Source organism: Actinomycetes bacterium (assembly GCA_036000965.1).
Classification (GTDB): Bacteria; Actinomycetota; CALGFH01; order CALGFH01; family CALGFH01; genus DASYUT01.
The window spans coordinates 40,196-57,518 of record DASYUT010000188.1 but is presented as its reverse complement, the minus strand read 5'-3'; the positions used below and the strand labels follow the sequence as shown (position 1 = coordinate 57,518).

At 76.0% G+C, this 17,323-nt stretch carries 14 protein-coding genes; all 14 read left to right on the top strand.

Annotated features, from left to right (window positions below):
- Positions 1-54 precede the first annotated feature (54 nt).
- The 14 genes from VG276_17700 (at position 55) to murC (ending at position 17,292) form a co-directional block, all read left to right on the top strand.
- On the top strand, positions 55-639 hold the full coding sequence (locus tag VG276_17700; protein HEV8651167.1) for a helix-turn-helix domain-containing protein: 585 nt from the start codon (positions 55-57) through the stop codon (positions 637-639).
- Between the two features lie 246 nt (positions 640-885).
- A complete protein-coding gene (locus tag VG276_17695) occupies positions 886-1,401 on the top strand; it encodes an HNH endonuclease (protein ID HEV8651166.1) in 516 nt (171 codons plus the stop codon).
- 16 nt (positions 1,402-1,417) lie between these two features.
- Positions 1,418-3,058 carry a metallophosphoesterase gene (locus tag VG276_17690; protein HEV8651165.1) on the top strand — a complete coding sequence of 547 codons (1,641 nt, stop codon included), beginning with the start codon at positions 1,418-1,420 and terminating at the stop codon, positions 3,056-3,058.
- Positions 3,059-3,268: 210 nt separating this feature from the next.
- Positions 3,269-3,706, top strand: coding sequence for a division/cell wall cluster transcriptional repressor MraZ (gene mraZ / locus VG276_17685; protein HEV8651164.1), 438 nt, complete (start codon positions 3,269-3,271; stop codon positions 3,704-3,706).
- Positions 3,706-4,728, top strand: a complete 1,023-nt coding sequence (rsmH, locus tag VG276_17680; GenBank protein ID HEV8651163.1) for a 16S rRNA (cytosine(1402)-N(4))-methyltransferase RsmH — start codon at positions 3,706-3,708, stop codon at positions 4,726-4,728. Before mraZ ends, rsmH begins: the two co-directional genes overlap by 1 nt.
- 98 nt (positions 4,729-4,826) lie before the next feature.
- Positions 4,827-5,219 carry a hypothetical protein gene (locus tag VG276_17675; protein HEV8651162.1) on the top strand — a complete coding sequence of 131 codons (393 nt, stop codon included), beginning with the start codon at positions 4,827-4,829 and terminating at the stop codon, positions 5,217-5,219.
- A gap of 171 nt (positions 5,220-5,390) precedes the next feature.
- A complete protein-coding gene (locus VG276_17670) occupies positions 5,391-7,247 on the top strand; it encodes a penicillin-binding protein 2 (protein ID HEV8651161.1) in 1,857 nt (618 codons plus the stop codon).
- Between the two features lie 135 nt (positions 7,248-7,382).
- Positions 7,383-8,885 (top strand): UDP-N-acetylmuramoyl-L-alanyl-D-glutamate--2,6-diaminopimelate ligase, encoded by a 1,503-nt coding sequence (locus VG276_17665; protein HEV8651160.1) that lies wholly within the window; start codon positions 7,383-7,385, stop codon positions 8,883-8,885.
- 64 nt (positions 8,886-8,949) lie between these two features.
- Positions 8,950-10,347 (top strand): UDP-N-acetylmuramoyl-tripeptide--D-alanyl-D-alanine ligase, encoded by a 1,398-nt coding sequence (murF, locus tag VG276_17660; protein HEV8651159.1) that lies wholly within the window; start codon positions 8,950-8,952, stop codon positions 10,345-10,347.
- A 1-nt stretch (position 10,348) separates the two neighbouring features.
- The gene (gene mraY, locus VG276_17655) at positions 10,349-11,416 is read left to right on the top strand and encodes a phospho-N-acetylmuramoyl-pentapeptide-transferase (GenBank protein HEV8651158.1); all 1,068 of its coding nucleotides are present in this window, start codon (positions 10,349-10,351) and stop codon (positions 11,414-11,416) included.
- Complete coding sequence (gene murD / locus VG276_17650; GenBank protein ID HEV8651157.1) at positions 11,409-12,878, top strand: UDP-N-acetylmuramoyl-L-alanine--D-glutamate ligase; 1,470 nt, start codon at positions 11,409-11,411, stop codon at positions 12,876-12,878. The genes mraY and murD overlap by 8 nt, the downstream gene beginning before the upstream one ends.
- Positions 12,856-14,295, top strand: a complete 1,440-nt coding sequence (ftsW, locus tag VG276_17645) for a putative lipid II flippase FtsW (GenBank protein HEV8651156.1) — start codon at positions 12,856-12,858, stop codon at positions 14,293-14,295. The genes murD and ftsW overlap by 23 nt, the downstream gene beginning before the upstream one ends.
- Positions 14,285-15,793, top strand: coding sequence for an undecaprenyldiphospho-muramoylpentapeptide beta-N-acetylglucosaminyltransferase (gene murG, locus VG276_17640; GenBank protein HEV8651155.1), 1,509 nt, complete (start codon positions 14,285-14,287; stop codon positions 15,791-15,793). Before ftsW ends, murG begins: the two co-directional genes overlap by 11 nt.
- Positions 15,790-17,292 carry a UDP-N-acetylmuramate--L-alanine ligase gene (gene murC / locus VG276_17635; GenBank protein HEV8651154.1) on the top strand — a complete coding sequence of 501 codons (1,503 nt, stop codon included), beginning with the start codon at positions 15,790-15,792 and terminating at the stop codon, positions 17,290-17,292. The genes murG and murC overlap by 4 nt, the downstream gene beginning before the upstream one ends.
- The last annotated feature ends 31 nt before the right edge of the window (positions 17,293-17,323 follow it).

Sequence of the window (17,323 nt, the reverse complement as noted above, 5' to 3'; positions counted from 1 at the left end):
ACTCGATTGTAGAAGGGCTTCGCCGGTTACGAGTCGGATATCCTTTCGCTCGAGATGCCGAGCGCTCCCGAGACCAGAGCGAAGCTGCTGGCCGCCGCCAGGCAGGCCTTCGCCGACCTTGGCTACGGCAAGGCCAGGGTGGAGGACATCGTGAGCCGGGCCGGGGTGGGGCACGGCACCTTCTACGCCTACTTCCCGAACAAGCGGGCCGCGCTGGCCGCCCTCATCCACGAGAACGCGGCCACCCTGGTCGCGCTGGCCGAGCGGCCCTGGGGCGTGGGGGACGTACGGGCCAGCCTCAAGTCGGTGCTGTCGGGGCTGGCCGACCTGTACGACGCCGACGCCGACCTGATCGCCCTGTGGACCGAGGCGTCCATGGGCGACCCCGAGCTCGGGCGCGTGCTCGACGAGGTGCGGCGCCAGTTCGTGGCCCGGATCGCCCGCAACGTCGAGCGGGCGGCGTCCCAGGGGCTGACCCGGCCCGTCGACGCCCACACCGCCGCGACCGCGCTGGCCGCCATGGCCGAGCAGACGATGTTCCTGCGCGCCGTGCGGGCCGAGCCCCTGGACCGCGACCTCACCGTGGAGACCCTGGCCGACCTCTGGTACCACGCGCTCTACGTCGACCGCAGGGACTAGGGCCTGTCGACGCATCCGCCGAGTACCCCGGCCGTGGCACCGGCGCTGTTGGGGGGCGTGGGGGAGCGTGCCACCGAGCGAGCAGAAGCTGGCCGAGCGGGCCAGAGCCCAGCGGGAGCTGGCCGCGGGCCGAGGCGCGCTACCGGGCGCTGCTCGAGCACCCGGCGCCGAATAGGCGAGCGGTGCCCGCCGGAGCACTGGTTATACTTCTGACAGGTGTGACCACGGTACGGAGCGGGAGCGCACATGGAGCGAGCACTCGTCTTGAACGCCTCGTACCAGCCGATCTGTGTCGTGCCGGTGCGCCGGGCGGTCGTGCTCGTCCTCAAGGAGAAAGCCGACGTGCTCGTGCCCGGGGCGAGGCTGGTCCGGGGCGCCACCATCGCCGTCCAGGCCCCCAGCGTGATCCGGCTCCGCTACGTGGTGAAGGTGCCCTTCCGGGCCCGGGCCGGCCTGTCCCGGCGCGCGGTGTTCGTGCGCGACGACTACACCTGCCAGTACTGCGGCGCCCGGGCCGAGAACGTCGACCACGTCATCCCCCGCTCGCGCGGCGGCCTCCACGTCTGGGAGAACGTCGTGGCCGCCTGCCGGCGCTGCAACAGCCGCAAGGAGGACCGCCTGCCCCACGAGGCCGGCTTCCGCCTGCGCCGCGAGCCACGAGCGCCCAGGGAGACGCTCTGGATCGTGATCGCGGTCGGCCACATCGACCCCGGGTGGGCGCCCTACCTCGGCCTGGAGCCGGACGCGGCCCTGCCCGCCTGACCCGCGCCCGATCCAGATGCAACCCCGGCGAGGCGCTCGACCAGACGCTCCGCCGGCCGGCCCCGCCCACCGCGCCCGGCCGGCCCAGGCCGTGCTGGCCGCCCGCCGGGGGGTCGTCCGGGTGGCGCGGGCGCTCGCGCCCTGGGCGCTGCCGCTTGGCGTCGGCGCGGTCGGCGCCCTGCTGCTCGTCACCCTGCTCGGCAGGCAGGACGCCCGGGTCGGCCCGGCCACCGTGCGCCTGTCGGTCCACCCCGCCCTGAGCGGCTCGAGCCGGCTTGCCGTGCCGCCGTTCGGGTCGGTGTCGGCCCGAACCCACCTGGGCCTGGTCCAGTTCCGGGCCACCCTGGACGACGTCGACGTCCCCGCCCTGCGTGACGAGCTGGACGACGACGCGCCCGCCGGCGGGCTGCGCCGTCCCAGCCTCTCCGCGGCGCTGCTCCCGCTCGAGCAGGAGGCCAGGCGGGCTGCCCGCCAGTTCGTCGTCCGCCTCTGCCTGCTCGGCCTGCTCGGCGGGGTGGCCGCCACCCTGCTGTACGCCCGCCGTACCCGCGCGCGGCTGCTCCGCTGCGGGCTGGGCGGCGCCCTGGCCACGGCCGCGCTGCTCGTCCCGGCGCTGGCCACCTACGACATCGGCGCGTTCCGGGCGCCCCGCTACGAAGGCGCGCTGGAGTACGCGCCCGCGCTCATCGGCGACGCCCGGACCGGGCTGGACCGCCTGCGCACCCTGCGCGAGGAGATGGCCCGGATCAGCGAGAACCTCAACCGCGCCTACGACGCGCTCGGCAAGCCGGTACCGGTGCTCGGCGGCGCCACCGTGCGGGTGCTGCACGTCGCCGACGTCCACCTGAACCCCGCCGGCTTCGACCTCGCCCAGCAGCTCGCGACCAAGTTCGACGTCCAGGCGGTGGTCGACACCGGCGACATGGGCACCTGGGGCCTGCCCCCGGAGCGGAGCGTCACCCGCCGGGTCCGGGAGTTCAAGGTCCCCTACCTGTTCGTCAAGGGCAACCACGACAACGCCGCCATGGTCAAGGCGGTCGCCGCCAACCCCAACGCCCGGGTGCTGGACTCCTCGGCCACCGAGGTGGCCGGCATCCGCTTCTACGGGGTCGCCGACCCCGTGTTCTCACCCGGCCAGGGGTACCGGGTCCCGGCCTTCGACCGCCTCAAGGAGCAGCGCAGCGTCGTCGTGGGCGCCGCCCTGGACGGCCTCGCCGAGCGGCCCGACGTCCTGCTCGTCCACGACCCGAGGCTGGCCACCTACGCCCTCGGCCACGTCGCCACCGTGCTCGACGGGCACCTCCACGCCTTCCGAACCTCGCTGGTGAACGGCACCCGGACGCTCACCACCGGGACGGTGGGGGGCGCCGGCCCGGACGGGCTGCGGGCCAAGGAGCCGGTGCCCTACACCGCCCAGGTCATCCACTTCGACCCGGGGACCCGTCGGCCGGTCGCGGTGGACCGCATCACCGTGGGCGCGCTCGAGTCGTCGTTCTCGGTCGACCGCGAGCTGCTCCCGGAGGGCGGCACCGCCTTCACCCCGGCCCCGGTCGAGGTCCCCCCGGAGCTGCTGCCGGCGCCGCCGGCGGACCAGGTCACGGGCGGGCCGGCCCGCCGGCAGCCCCCGCTCGGCCTGCGCGGCCCCTCCGCCCGCTGAGCCCTGTTCCGCCCCCGCGGTGGAGTGGAGTGGAGAAACGGGCACTGGGTGGGCAAGCCTCGAACGCGCGTTCGCATTCGTTCATTTTGCCTGCTCAGAGCCATGAAAGAGCCGTCTCCAGGGGGTCCGTCCTGCGTTGACGGTGGATAGGCGGTGGAGTAAAGTGGCGGCCAGTGGAGGGGAGCGACCGCGGCGAGGGGGATGGCGGGGGTGTTCATTGGCACCTACGACCACTCCCTCGACCCCAAAGGCCGCGTGATCCTTCCGCGCAAGTTCCGCGACGAGCTGGGGCAGGACATGGTCTTCACCAAGGGCATCGAGCGCTGCCTCTACGTCTTTCCGCTGGCCGAGTTCGAGGCCTTCGCGGTCAAGTTGCGCACCCTGCCCCTGACCGAGCGCCCGAGCCGCGACTTCGTGCGCGTGTTCGTCGCCGGGGCGAGCCAGGAGAGCGCCGACGCCCAGGGCCGCGTGGTCATCCCGCAGCCCCTGCGGGAGTACGCCGGCCTGGCCAAGGACGTGGTCGTGGTCGGCCAGCTCTCCCGGATCGAGCTCTGGGACAAGGCCGAGTGGGAGCGGTACATCCCGGCCGCCCAGGCCACCTACTCCGCCGAGACCAACGCCCCCCACCTCGCCGAGCTGGGGATCTGATGGTCTTGACCGCCGAGGGCCACGTGCCGGTCATGCTCGACCGCTGCATCGAGCTGCTGCGGCCGCGTGCCGGCGGGACCTACGTGGACGCCACCCTCGGCCTCGGCGGCCACGCCGAGGCGGTGCTGGCCGCGAGCGCCCCGGGTGGGCGGGTGATCGGCCTCGACCGCGACCCGGACGCCCTGGCCGCCGCGGCTGCGCGCCTGGCCGGCGAGGGCGACCGGCTCACCGCCGTGGCCGCCTCGTTCGCCGACCTGGCCCGGGTCGCCGCCGACCTGGGCGTCGGCGCGGTGGACGGCGTCCTGTACGACCTCGGGGTCTCGTCGCTGCAGCTCGACCAGGCCCGCCGCGGTTTCAGCTACCGCGCCGAAGCGCCCCTGGACATGCGCATGGACCCCACCCAGGGCCCCACCGCTGCCGACGTGGTCAACACCTACCCGCGGGCCGAGCTGGCCCGGGTCCTGCGGGAGTACGGCCAGGAGCGCTTCGCGGGCCGCATCGCCCGGTTCGTCGACGACGCCCGCCGCCGCGCCCCCGTGCGCACCACCTCCGAGCTGGTCGAGCTGGTCAAGGCGGCGGTGCCGGCGGCGGCCAGGCGGACCGGCCCCCACCCGGCCCGGCGCACCTTCCAGGCGCTGCGGATCGAGGTCAACGGCGAGCTGGCCGCCCTGGCCGAGTCCCTGCCCCAGGCGATCGACCTGCTCGCCCCGGGTGGGCGCCTGGTCGTGCTCGCCTACCACTCGCTCGAGGACCGCATCGTGAAGCGGACGCTGGCAGGCGCCGCCGCCGGCGACTACTCGCCTCCCGAGCTGCCCGAGCACGTGGTCCACCGCACGCCCAGCCTGCGCCTGCTCACCCGCGGGCCCGAGACCCCCGGGGCCGGCGAGGTGGCCGCCAACCCGCGCGCCGAGAGCGCCAAGCTGCGCGCGGCCGAGAAGCTCGCCCCGAACAGCCCGAGCGGGGTGGCCGGCGACCCCCACGCCGGGACGTCACGACCCGACTTGCCAGAGGGGGCAGCATGAGCATGGCCGCAACTCGCGCAGCAAGACCGCGCCCGACGCCGCCGCTGCCAGAGCAGCCGCTCGCGCGCCGGCTGCGTGCCGTAAGGCCCGTCCGGCGCGTGCCGAGGCTGCCGTTCCTGCTGCTCACCGTGGCCATCATCGTGGCCGGGGTGCTCGGCCTGGTGTCGCTGAACGTCAGCGTGAACCAGCAGGCGTTCGAGCTGGCCCGCCTGGCCCGCGAGAACCGGGCCGCCGAGCAGCGCTACACCCTCTTGCAGGCCGAGGTCGACCGGCTCAAGGCCCCGGCCCGGATCGTGCGGGTGGCCACCCAGCGGGGCCTGGTCCCGGCTGGACGGCCCCGGCTGGCGACCTGGCCGGGCAGCCGCCCGGCCGGCAAGGACTCCCCGGGGGCGGCGACTTCCCCCGCCGCCCCCGGGGCGCACCAGGCGGGCGACGCGTCCGCGTGGGCCCAGGACCCGTTCCCGATCAAGCCCTACCTGGCTCAACCCTGACGCCGGTCCCCGGGGGCCACTTCCCCGGCTCCCGGGGACCGCTACGCCACACGGACCTGCCGCAAGGTCCCGCATTCGAGCAGCACCGTTCGGGGGGCGAACGGCCAGCAGCTGTACCCCCGCATGCACCGAGAGATGGGGGAGCCAGTGCAGAAGCAGCGACGAGGTCCCGTGCCTCGGGGGGTGCGGGTGCGCCGGCGGCGCTCGCGCCGGGCGACCGGCGCGAACCGGCTGCTGGTCGTGCTCGGCGCGACGGTGCTCGCCTTCCTCGCGATCTCTGGCCGGCTGGTCGTGCTGCAGGTGCTCGATGCCGGCCCGCTGGACCAGGCCGCGGCCAGGCAGCGCCTGCGCGCGGTCGAGCTGCCGGCCGACCGGGGCCGGGTCTTCGACCGCCACGGCGGCGACCTCGCCCTGTCGGTGGACGCCCGCACCGTCTACGCCCAGCCCCGGCTGGTGACCGACCCGGCCGCCAGCGCCCGCCGCCTGGCCCCGCTGCTGCGCCGCCCCGCCGCCGAGCTGCACAGGAAGCTCGCCTCCGGCAAGCCCTGGCTGTACCTGGCCAGGAAGATCCCGGTCGCCCGGGGCGCGGCGGTGGAGCGCCTCCGGCTGCCCGGGATCGGCGTGCTGAACGACACCGTCCGCAACTACCCGTCGGGCACGGTCGCCTCCCAGGTGCTCGGGTTCGTCGGCGACGACGGCCGCGGCCTGGCCGGCACCGAGCTGCAGTACGACTCCCTGCTGCGGGGCCGACCCGGCCGGCTGCTGCTCGAGCAGGACCCGGCCGGCCGGCCCATCCCGCAGGGCCACCGCTCGGTGGAGCCGGCGCAGCCCGGCACCGACGTGGTCCTCACCATCGACCAGCAGCTGCAGTTCGTGGCCGAGCGCTCCCTGTTCCTGGCGGTGCGCAGGTGGCAGGCCAAGGGCGGCTCGGTGGTGGTCCTCAGCCCCTCCACCGGCGAGGTCCTGGCCATGGCCAACGTGCCCGGCTTCGACCCCAACCGGTTCGCGGCGGCCACGCCCGACGCGGTCCGCAACCGGGCCGTGGAGAACGTGTTCGAGCCCGGCTCGACCAACAAGACGATCACGGCCGCGGCCGCGCTGGAGGCCGGCATCGTCACCCCGGGCACCCGCATGCTGGTCCCGTCGCGGATCGAGCTCTGCCCCGGGGTGAAGACCTTCCGCGACTCCCACGAGCACGCCACCGAGTCGATGTCGTTCGCGGACGTGGTGGCCCAGTCGTCCAACGTCGGCACCATCAAGGTCGCCGCCCGGCTCGGCGCCCAGCGGCTGGCCAGGGCCGAGCGCGCCTTCGGCTACGGCAGGCGCACCGGCGTGGACCTGCCCGGCGAGTCCGCGGGCATCGTCACCCCGGTGCGCGACTGGCGCTGCACCGACCTGGGGGTCAACGCGATCGGCCAGGGTGTGGCGGCCACCTCCCTGCAGATGGCGGGGGTCTACGCCGCGGTCGCCAACGGCGGCGTGCTCGCGCCCCCGTCGATCCTGCACGGCACGGTCGACCAGCGCGGGCGGTTCCAGCCGGTGGAGCGCAAGCCCGCCCGGCGGGTGCTGTCGGCCCGCACCGCCCACACCCTGACCCGCCTGCTCGAGGGCGTGGTGCAGGGCAAGGGCACCGGGACCGGGGCGGCCCTGGCCGACTGGTCGGTCGCGGGCAAGACGGGCACCGCGCGCGTGCCCAACCCGAAGGGGCGCGGCTACCTCCCGGGCGCCTACACGGCCTCCTTCATCGGCTTCGCGCCCGCCCAGCGCCCGGCCGTGGTCGTCGCCGTCGTGCTCGACCAGCCGGCCAAGGCGATCTTCGGCGGGGTGGTCGCCGCCCCGGTGTTCCGCGAGGTGGCCGGCTACGCCCTGGCCCGGCTCAAGGTGCCGCCGGACCGGCCGGTCCTCCCGCCTGAGGCGCGCGAGGCCACCGCGGACGCCGGGCCGTCCACCACGGGTGGGACGGCTGCCGCCGGCGGTCCCGGACCCGGGCCGGCCGGCGCGGCGCCGCCGCGACGACACGAACTGTGACCCGGGCGAGGCCACCGGGACATGGCGCGGATGCTAGGCTTTCGCGGGCCCACACCCTGGTGTCGGCCAGCGTTCTGCGGGGCCCGGCGTTCCCGCCGCCGGGCGCCCGGCCCTCCGATGCGGGTTCCCACGTTCATGACCTTGACGCCCAGGCGCGTCCCCCTCACCGCACTCGCCGCCGCCGTGCACGGTACCGTCCGGGGCGCCGGCGAGACCGCCGTCTCGGACGTCGTGCTCGACACCCGCAGGGTCATCCCTGGCGCGCTGTTCTGCTGCGTGCCCGGCGCGCGGGTGGACGGCCACGACCTGGCCCCGGCGGCGCGTGCGGCCGGCGCGGCCGCCCTGTGCGTGGAGCGGCCGCTCGACCTGGCCGCGCCCCAGCTCCTGGTCGGCTCGGTCCGGGCCGCGCTCGCGCCCCTGGCCGGCGCGTTCTACGGCCGGCCGTCGCGCCGCCTGGACCTGGTCGGCGTCACCGGCACCAACGGCAAGACCACCACCACCTTCATGCTGGAGGCGATCTTCCGGGCCGCCGGGCTCGTCCCCGGGGTCATCGGCACGGTCGAGGTGCGCGTCGGCCAGGAGCGCCGCCCGGTCGCCCACACCACCCCGGAAGCCCCCGATCTGCAGCGGCTGCTGGCCGAGATGGCCGACAGCGGCGTGCAGGCGGCGGCCATGGAGGTGTCCAGCCACGGCCTGGCCCAGGGCCGGGTCGACCAGACCCGCTTCCGGACCGCCGTGTTCACCAACCTCACCCAGGACCACCTCGACTACCACCCCGACCTCGAGGCGTACTTCCTGGCCAAGCGGAAGCTGTTCACCCGCGCGTTCACCGGGCTCGCGGTGGTCAACACCGACGACCCCTACGGGCGGCGCCTGGCCGGGCCGGACGGAGAGGTCCCGGTCGTCACCACCGGGACCGGCCCGGCGGCGGCCTGGCGGGCCTCGGCGGTCGACGCGTCGCTCGAGGGCAGCAGCTTCCGGCTCGACAGCCCGGCCGGGTCGCGCACGGTCCGGCTCCGCCTGGCCGGCCACTTCAACGTTGCCAACGCGCTCGGCGCCCTGGCCGCGGCCGACGCCCTCGGCATCGACCTGGACGCCGGCGTCGCCGGCCTGGCCGGCCTGGCCGGCGTGCCCGGCCGCTTCGAGCGGGTCGACGCCGGCCAGCCGTTCACCGTGCTGGTCGACTACGCCCACACCCCCGACTCGCTCGACAACGTCCTGCGGGCCGCCAGGGCCGTCACCGCCAAGCGGCTCATCGTGGTGTTCGGCTGCGGCGGCGACCGCGACCGGGCCAAGCGGCCGCTCATGGGGGAGATCGCCGGGCGCCTGGCCGACCTGGCCATCGTCACCTCCGACAACCCACGCTCCGAGCCGCCCGATGCGATCGTGGCCGAGGTGGCCGAGGGCGTCCGGCGCACCGCGGCGCCCGGCGCGTGGGCGGTCGAGGTCGACCGGCGCGCCGCGATCAGGCAGGCGCTCGCCGCCGCCGGCCCGGGCGACGCGGTGATCGTGGCCGGCAAGGGCCACGAGCAGGGCCAGGAGTTCGCCGGTGGGCATACGATCCGGTTCGACGACCGCGCGGTGGCCGCCGAGGAGCTCGACCGCCTGGCCGGCCAGGCGAGCGGGGGCGGCCCGTGACCAGCCCCACCGCACCCGCCCGCACCCGTCCTGGACCTGCACCAGCTGCGAGCGGGGGCGGCCCGTGATCAGCCTCACCCTGGCTGAGGTGGCCGTCGCGGCCAGGGGCGCGGTGTGCGACGCCGACCCTGCGACGCTGGTCACCGGTCTGTCCACCGACTCCAGGGAGACCTCCCCGGGCAGCCTGTTCGTCGCCCTGCGGGGCAGCCGCACCGACGGTGCCCGCCATGCCGGCCAGGCCCTCGTCGCCGGTGCCGTGGCCTGCCTGGCGCGCCCCGGCGCGGTCACCGGGGGCCCTCGGGTCGAGGTCGCCGACCCGCTCGCCGCGCTGGCCGCGGTGGCCGGCGAGGTGCGCGCCCGGTCGGGCGCCCGGGTCGTCGGGATCACCGGCTCGGTCGGCAAGACCACCACCAAGGACCTGCTCGCCGCCGTCCTGGCCACCCGCTTCGAGACCGTCGCCAACCTGGCCTCGTTCAACAACGAGGTGGGCCTGCCCCTCACCCTGGCCCGGCTGGAGCCCTCCACCGAGGCCCTCGTGGTCGAGATGGGCGCCCGCGGCCCCGGCCACATCGCCATGCTCGCCCGGCTGGCGCGCCCGGGTGTCGGCGTCGTCCTCAACGTCGGCGAGGCCCACGTCGGGCTGTACGGCTCCCGGCAGGCCGTCGCAGAGGCCAAGGCCGAGCTGGTGGTGGGGCTCCCGGGCGACGGCGTGGCCGTGCTGAACGCCGACGACCCGCTGGTGGCCGCCATGGCCGCGCGGACCGCGGCCCGGGTCGTGACCTTCGGCCTGGGTGCCGGCGCCGACGTGCGTGGCGAGGGGGTGGAGCTCGACGGCCAGGGCCGGGCCGTGTTCCGGCTGGTCGCCGGGGGCGTGGGCGCCGACGTCGCCCTGCCCGTCGTGGGGGAGCACCTGGTCTCCGACGCGCTCGCCGCCGCGGCCGCCGCCGGCGTGCTCGGCATGGGCCCGGAGGAGGTCGCGGCCGGGCTCGGCAAGGCCAGCCTGTCGCCCGCGCGGATGCAGGTGACCCGACGGGCGGACGGCCTCACGGTCATCAACGACGCCTACAACGCCAACCCGACCTCGATGGCGGCCGGGCTCAAGGCGCTCGCCGCCGCCGGCAGCGGCGGCCGGCGGACCGTGGCCGTGCTCGGCGAGATGGCCGAGCTGGGCGACACCGCCCTGGCCGAGCACGACCGCATCGGCCGCCTGGTTGCCCGGCTCGGCATCGACCGCCTGGTCGGGGTGGGCGAGCTCGGCCAGGTGATCGTGCGCGCGGCCCGCATGGAGGGCATGTGGCCCGAGGAGGCCGTGGCGGCCGCCGACGCCGACGCCGCCCTGGCCGCCGTCGAGCAGGCGCTCGGCACCGGCCCGGGCGACGTCGTCCTGGTCAAGGCGAGCCGGGTGGTCGCCCTGGACCGGGTCGCCGAGCGCCTGCTCGACGGGCCGGGCGGGAGCGGCTGACGTGGTCGGCATCCTCATCGCCGCCGCCGTGGCCCTGGCCGTCGGGCTGGTCGGCACCCCGCTCGCCATCCGGACGTTCCGGCACCGCGAGCTCGGCCAGCTCATCCAGGTCGACCTGCCCGACTCCCACCAGACCAAGCGGGGCACCCCGACGATGGGCGGGACGGTGATGATCCTCGGCGCGGTCGTCGGCTACGTGATCGTCCACTTCTTCATCAGGGTGCCGTTCACCCCCGGCGGCCTCATGGTGATGATCACCATGGTCGCCCTGGGCGCGGTCGGTTTCGTCGACGACTACCTGAAGATCCGCAACCAGCGCAGCCTCGGCCTGACCAAGACGGCCAAGTTCGCCGGGCAGGCGCTGGCCGCGGTCGGGCTGGGCATGGGCGCCTGGTACTGGGCCGACGCCTGGCGGGGCGTCTCGTTCATCCGGCCCCTTGCCGGGACCGCCCTGCCCCTCGTCCTGTTCCTGATCTGGGTCTTCCTGATCGTGTCGGCGACCTCCAACGGCGTGAACCTGACCGACGGCATGGACGGGCTCGCCTCTGGCTCGACCGTGCTGGTGGTCAGCGCCTATGTGGTGATCGCCTTCTGGCAGTTCCGCCACTCCTGCTTCGCGCCGCCCCTGAACGCCGCCGGCTGCTACCGCGTCCAGTCCACCGAGTCGCTGGACCTGGCCGTGGCCGCGGCCGCGATGATGGGCGCGACCGCCGGCTTCCTGTGGTGGAACGCGCCCCCGGCCCGGATCTTCATGGGCGACACCGGCTCGCTGGCGCTCGGCGGCACCCTCGCCGCGCTCGCCCTGTTCACCAACACCCAGCTCCTGCTCGCCGTGCTCGGCGGGATCTACGTGGTGGAGACCCTGTCGGTGATCCTGCAGATCGCCTCGTTCCGCATCCTGCACCGCCGCGTGTTCAAGATGGCCCCCATCCACCTGCACTTCGAGCTGTCGGAGTGGCCCGAGTTCACCGTGATCGTGCGGTTCTGGATCCTCGCCGGGCTGGCCGTGGCCTTCGGCCTCGGCCTGTTCTACGCCGAGTTCATCGCCCAGGGGGGGACCAGTGGCTGAGCCGCGGCTGTTCTCCGTGTCGGGCTGGCCAGGTCGCCTGAAGCGCGACTGGCCCGACCGCTGCTCGCCGGAGTGGTTCTCGGGGCTGCCCGTGCTCGTGGCCGGCCTGGGCCGGTCCGGGCGGGCGGCCGCCAGGCACCTGGCCGAGTTCGGCGCCGACGTGACCGCCTGCGACGACGCCGTCCGCCTCGAGGTCGGCGACCTCGACGCGCTCGGGGTCAGGACCCACCTGGGGCCGGGCGCCGTCGACCTGCTCGAGGGGCGCCAGCTCCTGGTCGTCGCCCCCGGGCTGCCCGAGCGCCACCCGGTGATCCAGGCCGCCCTGGCCGCCGGCGTCCCGGTGTGGAGCGAGGTCGAGCTGGCCGCCCGCGTCGCCGGCTCCCCGATGGTCGGGGTCACCGGCACCAACGGCAAGACCACCACCACCGAGCTGGCCGCGGCCATGCTGGCCGCGACGGGCCTCGCCACCGTGGCGGCCGGCAACCTGGGCCTGCCCCTGGTCGACGCCGTGCTGGCCAAGCCGCGGCCGGACGCGGTCGTGGTCGAGCTGTCCAGCTTCCAGCTCCGCTTCTGCCACACCTTGCACCTGGCCGCCGGGGCATGGCTGAACCTCGCCCCCGACCACCTCGACTGGCACCCGGACCTGGACGCCTACGCGGTGGCCAAGGCGCGGGTGTGGGCCAACCAGAGCGGCGGCGACTGGTCGCTCTACGCGGCCGACGAGCCCGAGGTGGCCGCCTGGGCCGCGCACGCCTCCGGCCGGCCGGTACCGTTCACCACCGGCCGGGCCGAGCCCGGCGGGCTCGGGGTCGAGGCCGGCATCGCCGTGTCCAAGGTCCCCGGGCTCGAGGGCGGCCTGTGGCGGGTTGCCGCCCTGCGCCTGCCCGGCCGGCACAACCTGGCCAACGCGCTCGCCGCCTCCGGGCTGGCCCTCGCCCTCGGCGCCCACCCCGCCGCCCTGGCCAGGGCGGTTGCCGCCTTCCGGGCCGGGCCGCACCGGCTGGCCAAGGTGGCCGAGGTGCGCGGGGTGACGTTCGTGAACGACTCCAAGGCGACCAACCCGCACGCCGCCCAGCGCGCCATCGCCGCCTTCCCCCGGGTGGTCTGGGTCGCCGGGGGCCGTAACAAGGGGCTCGGGTTCGACGAGGTGGTTGCCTCCGGGCTCGACCGGCTGGTCGGGGTGGTGCTGCTCGGCGAGGCCGCCGGCGAGCTGGCCGGCGCCCTCGAGCGGGCCGGCTTCGCCGGCCCGGTGGTGCGCGCCGCCTCGATCGGCGAGGCCGTGACGGTCGGGTTCGGCCTGGCCGAGCCGGGCGACACCGTGCTGCTCGCGCCGGCCTGCGCCAGCCAGGACATGTTCACCGACTACGCCGAGCGCGGCGACGCGTTCGCGGCCAGCGTGGCCCGGCTGGCCCAGCGGCACCGGGAGGGGGGCGGCGGCCATGGCGCCCATCGCGGTCCCTGACGGGCTCGCCCGCGCCCTGGCCGCGCGCCGGGGGCGGCGGCCCACCCCGGCGTCCGGGTCCAGCTACTACCTGCTGCTCGCGGTGGTCGGCACGCTGCTCGCGATCGGCTTGGTGATGGTGTTGTCGTCCTCCTCGGTGATGGCGTTCGCCAAGACCGGCGACTCCTACGTCTACTTCAAGAAGCAGGCGACCTGGGCGGTGGCCGGGGTCGCGGTGATGCTCGCGGTCAGCTGGATCGACTACCGGCGCTGGCGGCGGCTTGGCGCGCCCCTGCTGGTCCTGTCGGCCGGCATGCTGGTGTTCGTGCTGGTGCACCCGAGGGGAGTCTCCGCCTACGGCTCGACCCGGTGGATCGCGGTTGGCGGGCTCACCTTCCAGCCGGCCGAGTTCGCCAAGCTCTCCCTGCTGCTGTTCTCGGCCGACGTGCTGGTCCGCAAGGAGCGCCTGCTCGGCGACGTCCGCCACGTGCTCGTGCCGGTCGTCCCGGTCATGCTCCTGCTCGCCCTGCTGGTCCTGGCCGAGCCCGACCTCGGCACCACCATGCTGCTCTGCTCGATCGCGTTCAGCCTGCTGTTCCTGGCGGGGGCGCCGGTCGCCGTGCTCACGGGGCTCGGCCTCCTCGGCCTCACCACCGCCTACGCGACCCTGCGCGGCTACCAGCGCGCCCGGCTGACCTCGTTCCTGGACCCCGGGGCCGACTACCAGGCCGCCGGCTACCAGCTCATCCAGGGCCGCCTGGCCCTCGGCTCGGGCGGGCTGCTCGGGGTCGGCCTGGGCCAGTCGTACGCCAAGTGGTCGTTCCTGCCCAACGCCCACACCGACTTCATCTTCGCGATCATCGGCGAGGAGCTGGGCCTGGTCGGCAGCCTCGCGGTCATCGCCCTCTTCGTCACCCTGGCCTACGCCGGCGTGCGGGTGGCCAGGCGTGCCCACGACTCGTTCGGCCGCTACCTGGCCGGCGGCATCACCGTCTGGATCATGGTCCAGGCGCTGGTCAACATCGGCGCGGTGGTCGGCGTGCTGCCCATCACCGGGGTGCCGCTGCCGCTGGTGTCGTCCGGAGGCTCCAGCATGCTCGTGCTCCTGGCCGCGGTCGGCATGCTGCTCAACGTGGCCAGGCAGGAGGCTTGGCGGTCGCGGGCGGCGGTGGTCGCCACGGCCGCGCCGGCCGACCGCCGCGGCCGCCGCCGTCCCGCGGCGGGCTCGCCCCGCCGCGCCCCGGCCGGCGCCCGCCCGGGCGACGGCGGCCGGCCGGCAAGGCCGCCCGCGCGTGATGGTGGGGCACGCCAGACACCGGCCCAGAAGGCGAGGGCGGACGCAGCCCGGGCACCGGCCCGGCCCGGTCCCCAGCCGACCGCGAGGCGGCCGCCCCGCCCCCCGGGCGATCGCCGCAGGAGGTACCAACATGACACCTGACTCCAACCGCCCACCGGCCACCCGCGCCGCCAGGCGCGGCGGCCCCCGGGTGCTCGTGGCGGCCGGAGGGACCGGCGGCCACGTCGTGCCCGGCCTGGCCGTGGCCCGCACGATCCTCGAGCGCGAGCCGGCCGCCACCGTGACCTTCGCGGGCACCTCGCGGGGGATCGAGACCAGGGTCGTGCCCGAGGCCGGCTACGCCCTCGACCTCCTGCCGGTGCTGCCCCTGTCGCGCCGGCTGTCGCTCGAGACCGTCCTCGCGCCGTTCGCCGCGCTGGCCGGCACGGTAGCCGCCTGGCGGCTGATCCAGCGCCGCCGGGTCGACGTGGTCGCCGGCATGGGCGGCTACGTCACCCTGCCCGTGGCCGTGGCCGCCCGGCTGGCCGGAGTGCCGGTCGTGCTCCACGAGCAGAACGCCGTGGCCGGCCTGGCCAACAAGCTCGCGGTCCGGGTCGCCAGCCGGGTCGCCCTCGGGGTGGCCGAGGCGGCCAGGGCGTTCCCAGCCGGCAAGACGGTGGTGGTCGGCAACCCGGTCCGGCCCGAGCTGCTCCGGCTCGACCGGGCCGCCCTGCGCACCGAGGCACTGGCAGCCTTCGGCCTGGAGCCCGGCCGGCGCACCCTGCTGGTGTTCGGCGGCAGCCAGGGCGCCCGCCGGGTCAACCAGGCGGTGGTGGCCGCCACCGCGAGCTGGCCCCACCCGTGGGGCATGCAGGTCCTCCACGCCTGCGGGCGCCGGGACGAGGCTGCGGTGCGCGAGGCCTGGCAGGCCGCCAACCCCGAGGCACGCGGCCTGGTCGTCCGGGTCACCCCCTTCGTCGACCGCATGGACCTCGCCTATGCCGCCGCCGACCTCGCCCTCACCCGGGCCGGCGCCATGACCATGGCCGAGCTCACCGTGGTCGGCATGCCGGCCGTGCTGGTGCCCCTGCCCCACGCCACCAACGACCACCAGCGGGGCAACGCCCGGGCCGCCGCCGATGCCGGCGGCGCGCTGGTCGTCGAGGACGGCGACCTCGACGGCCCGGCCCTGGCCGCCGCGGCCGCGCCGCTGCTCTCCGACCCGGGCACCCTCGCCCGCATGGGCCGGGCCATGCTCTCGCTCGCCCACCCCCGGGCCGCCGAGGACATGGCCTCCCTCGTGCTCGACGCGCTGCCCGCCGGCCGCCGCCCCGCACCGCGGTCCCTCGGCGGCGGGCGGGGGCCGCAGCCACCACCTGGCCCGGGCCAGGACCAACAGCCGGGCCCGCGCCCGGACCAACAGCCGGGCCCGCGCCCGGACCAACAGCCGGGCCCGCGCCCGGACCGGCGGCCGGGCACGGACGCGGACCGGCAGCCGGGCACGGGCCCGGACCAACAGCCGCGCCCGGACCGGCGGCCGGGGGCGGACGCGGACCGGCCGCTCGCCAGGCCGGGCCCCGCAACCGACATCGCCTCCACCCAGGAGTTCGTGGGCTGGTTCCAGGGCGGCGACCAGACCGACCCCGGAGGCCGGCGGTGACCCCCGGACCCGGGCAGGCACCCCACGACGACGCAGTGCCCGCCGTCGACCTGGACGCGGCGCCCCGGCGGGTGCACCTGATCGGCGTGGGCGGCGTCGGCATGAGCGGGCTGGCGCGCCTGCTGCTGGCCCGTGGCCACGCCGTCACCGGGTCCGACCAGAAGGAGTCGGCCGCGCTCGCCACCCTGCGCGAGCTCGGGGCCGACGTGTGGGCCGGGCACGACGGGTCCCGGCTCGGCCGTCCGGACCTGGTGGCGGTCTCGACCGCGATCCGGGCCCAGAACCCCGAGCTGGTCGCGGCGGCGCTGGCCGGCGTGCCCGTGGTGCGCCGGGCCCGGCTCCTCGCCATGCTGATGGCCGGCCAGACCGCGCTGGTGGTGGCCGGCACCCACGGCAAGACAACCACCACCGGGATGGCCACGGTGATCCTCCAGGAGGCCGGGTTCGACCCTTCGTTCGCCGTGGGCGGCGACTTCAAGTCGACCGGGGCCAACGCCCAGGCCGGCACGGGCCGCCACTTCGTCGCCGAGGCCGACGAGTCGGACGGCTCGTTCCTGGAGCTGTCGCCGGCGGTGGCCGTGGTCACCAACGTCGAAGCCGACCACCTCGACCACTGGGGCAGCCTCGAGGCCATCCAGGCCGGCTTCCGGCAGTTCGTCGCCCTGCTCCCACCCGACGGGACCGCGGTGCTCTGCGCCGACGACCCCGGCGCGCTCGCGCTCGCCGGGGACGCGCCCTGCCCGGTGGTCACCTACGGTCTCGGTCCCGGCCCCGACGTGCGGGCGGCCGGCGTGGCCGCCGACGGCGCCGGCTCGCGCTTCACCGTGACGGCCGGGGGCGAGGAGCTCGGCCGGGTCCGCCTGCTCGTGCCCGGCCGCCACATGGTGGCCAACGCACTCGCCGCCATCGCCGCCACCCGCGTCCTGGGCGCGCCGTTCGGGGCCGCGCAGGCCGCCCTGGCCGGCTTCACCGGCGCGGCCAGGCGCTTCCACCTCCGCCACGAGCTGGGCGGGATCACCGTGGTCGACGACTACGCCCACCACCCGACCGAGGTGGCGGCGACCCTGGCCGCGGCCCGGCTCGGTCAGTGGGCCCGGGTCGTCGCGGTGTTCCAGCCCCACCTGTACTCGCGCACCCGGGTGTTCGCGAACGAGCTCGGCCAGGCCCTGTCCGTGGCCGACGTGCTGCTGGTCACCGACGTGTACGGGGCGCGCGAGGACCCCCAGCCTGGCGTCGACGGCGCCCTCGTGGTGGCGGCCGCGCTCGAGGCCCGGCCGAGCCTGGACTGCGCCTACGTGCCCGACCGCAGCGAGCTCGCCAAGCACGTCGCCGCCGTGCTGCGCCGCGGCGACCTGCTGCTCACCCTCGGCGCCGGCGACATCACCACGCTGGCCGACGAGGTGGCCGAGCTGCTCCCGGCCAGCCCCCGGGCTGCAGCCGGAGCGCCACCGCCACCCGCCAGGCCCGGCCCGGGCCACGACCCCGAGGGTCCGGGATGAGCCTGCCCAGGCGCTGGCAAGGCGCGAGCGT

Bases quoted from the DNA above. Each gene is read 5' to 3' on its own strand.
- VG276_17700 (HEV8651167.1), top strand. From the start codon at position 55: ATGCCGAGCGCTCCCGAGACCAGAGCGAAGCTGCTGGCCGCCGCCAGG.
- VG276_17695 (HEV8651166.1), top strand. From the start codon at position 886: ATGGAGCGAGCACTCGTCTTGAACGCCTCGTACCAGCCGATCTGTGTC.
- VG276_17690 (HEV8651165.1), top strand. From the start codon at position 1,418: ATGCAACCCCGGCGAGGCGCTCGACCAGACGCTCCGCCGGCCGGCCCC.
- rsmH (HEV8651163.1), top strand. From the start codon at position 3,706: ATGGTCTTGACCGCCGAGGGCCACGTGCCGGTCATGCTCGACCGCTGC.
- VG276_17665 (HEV8651160.1), top strand. From the start codon at position 7,383: ATGACCTTGACGCCCAGGCGCGTCCCCCTCACCGCACTCGCCGCCGCC.
- ftsW (HEV8651156.1), top strand. From the start codon at position 12,856: ATGGCGCCCATCGCGGTCCCTGACGGGCTCGCCCGCGCCCTGGCCGCG.
- murG (HEV8651155.1), top strand. From the start codon at position 14,285: ATGACACCTGACTCCAACCGCCCACCGGCCACCCGCGCCGCCAGGCGC.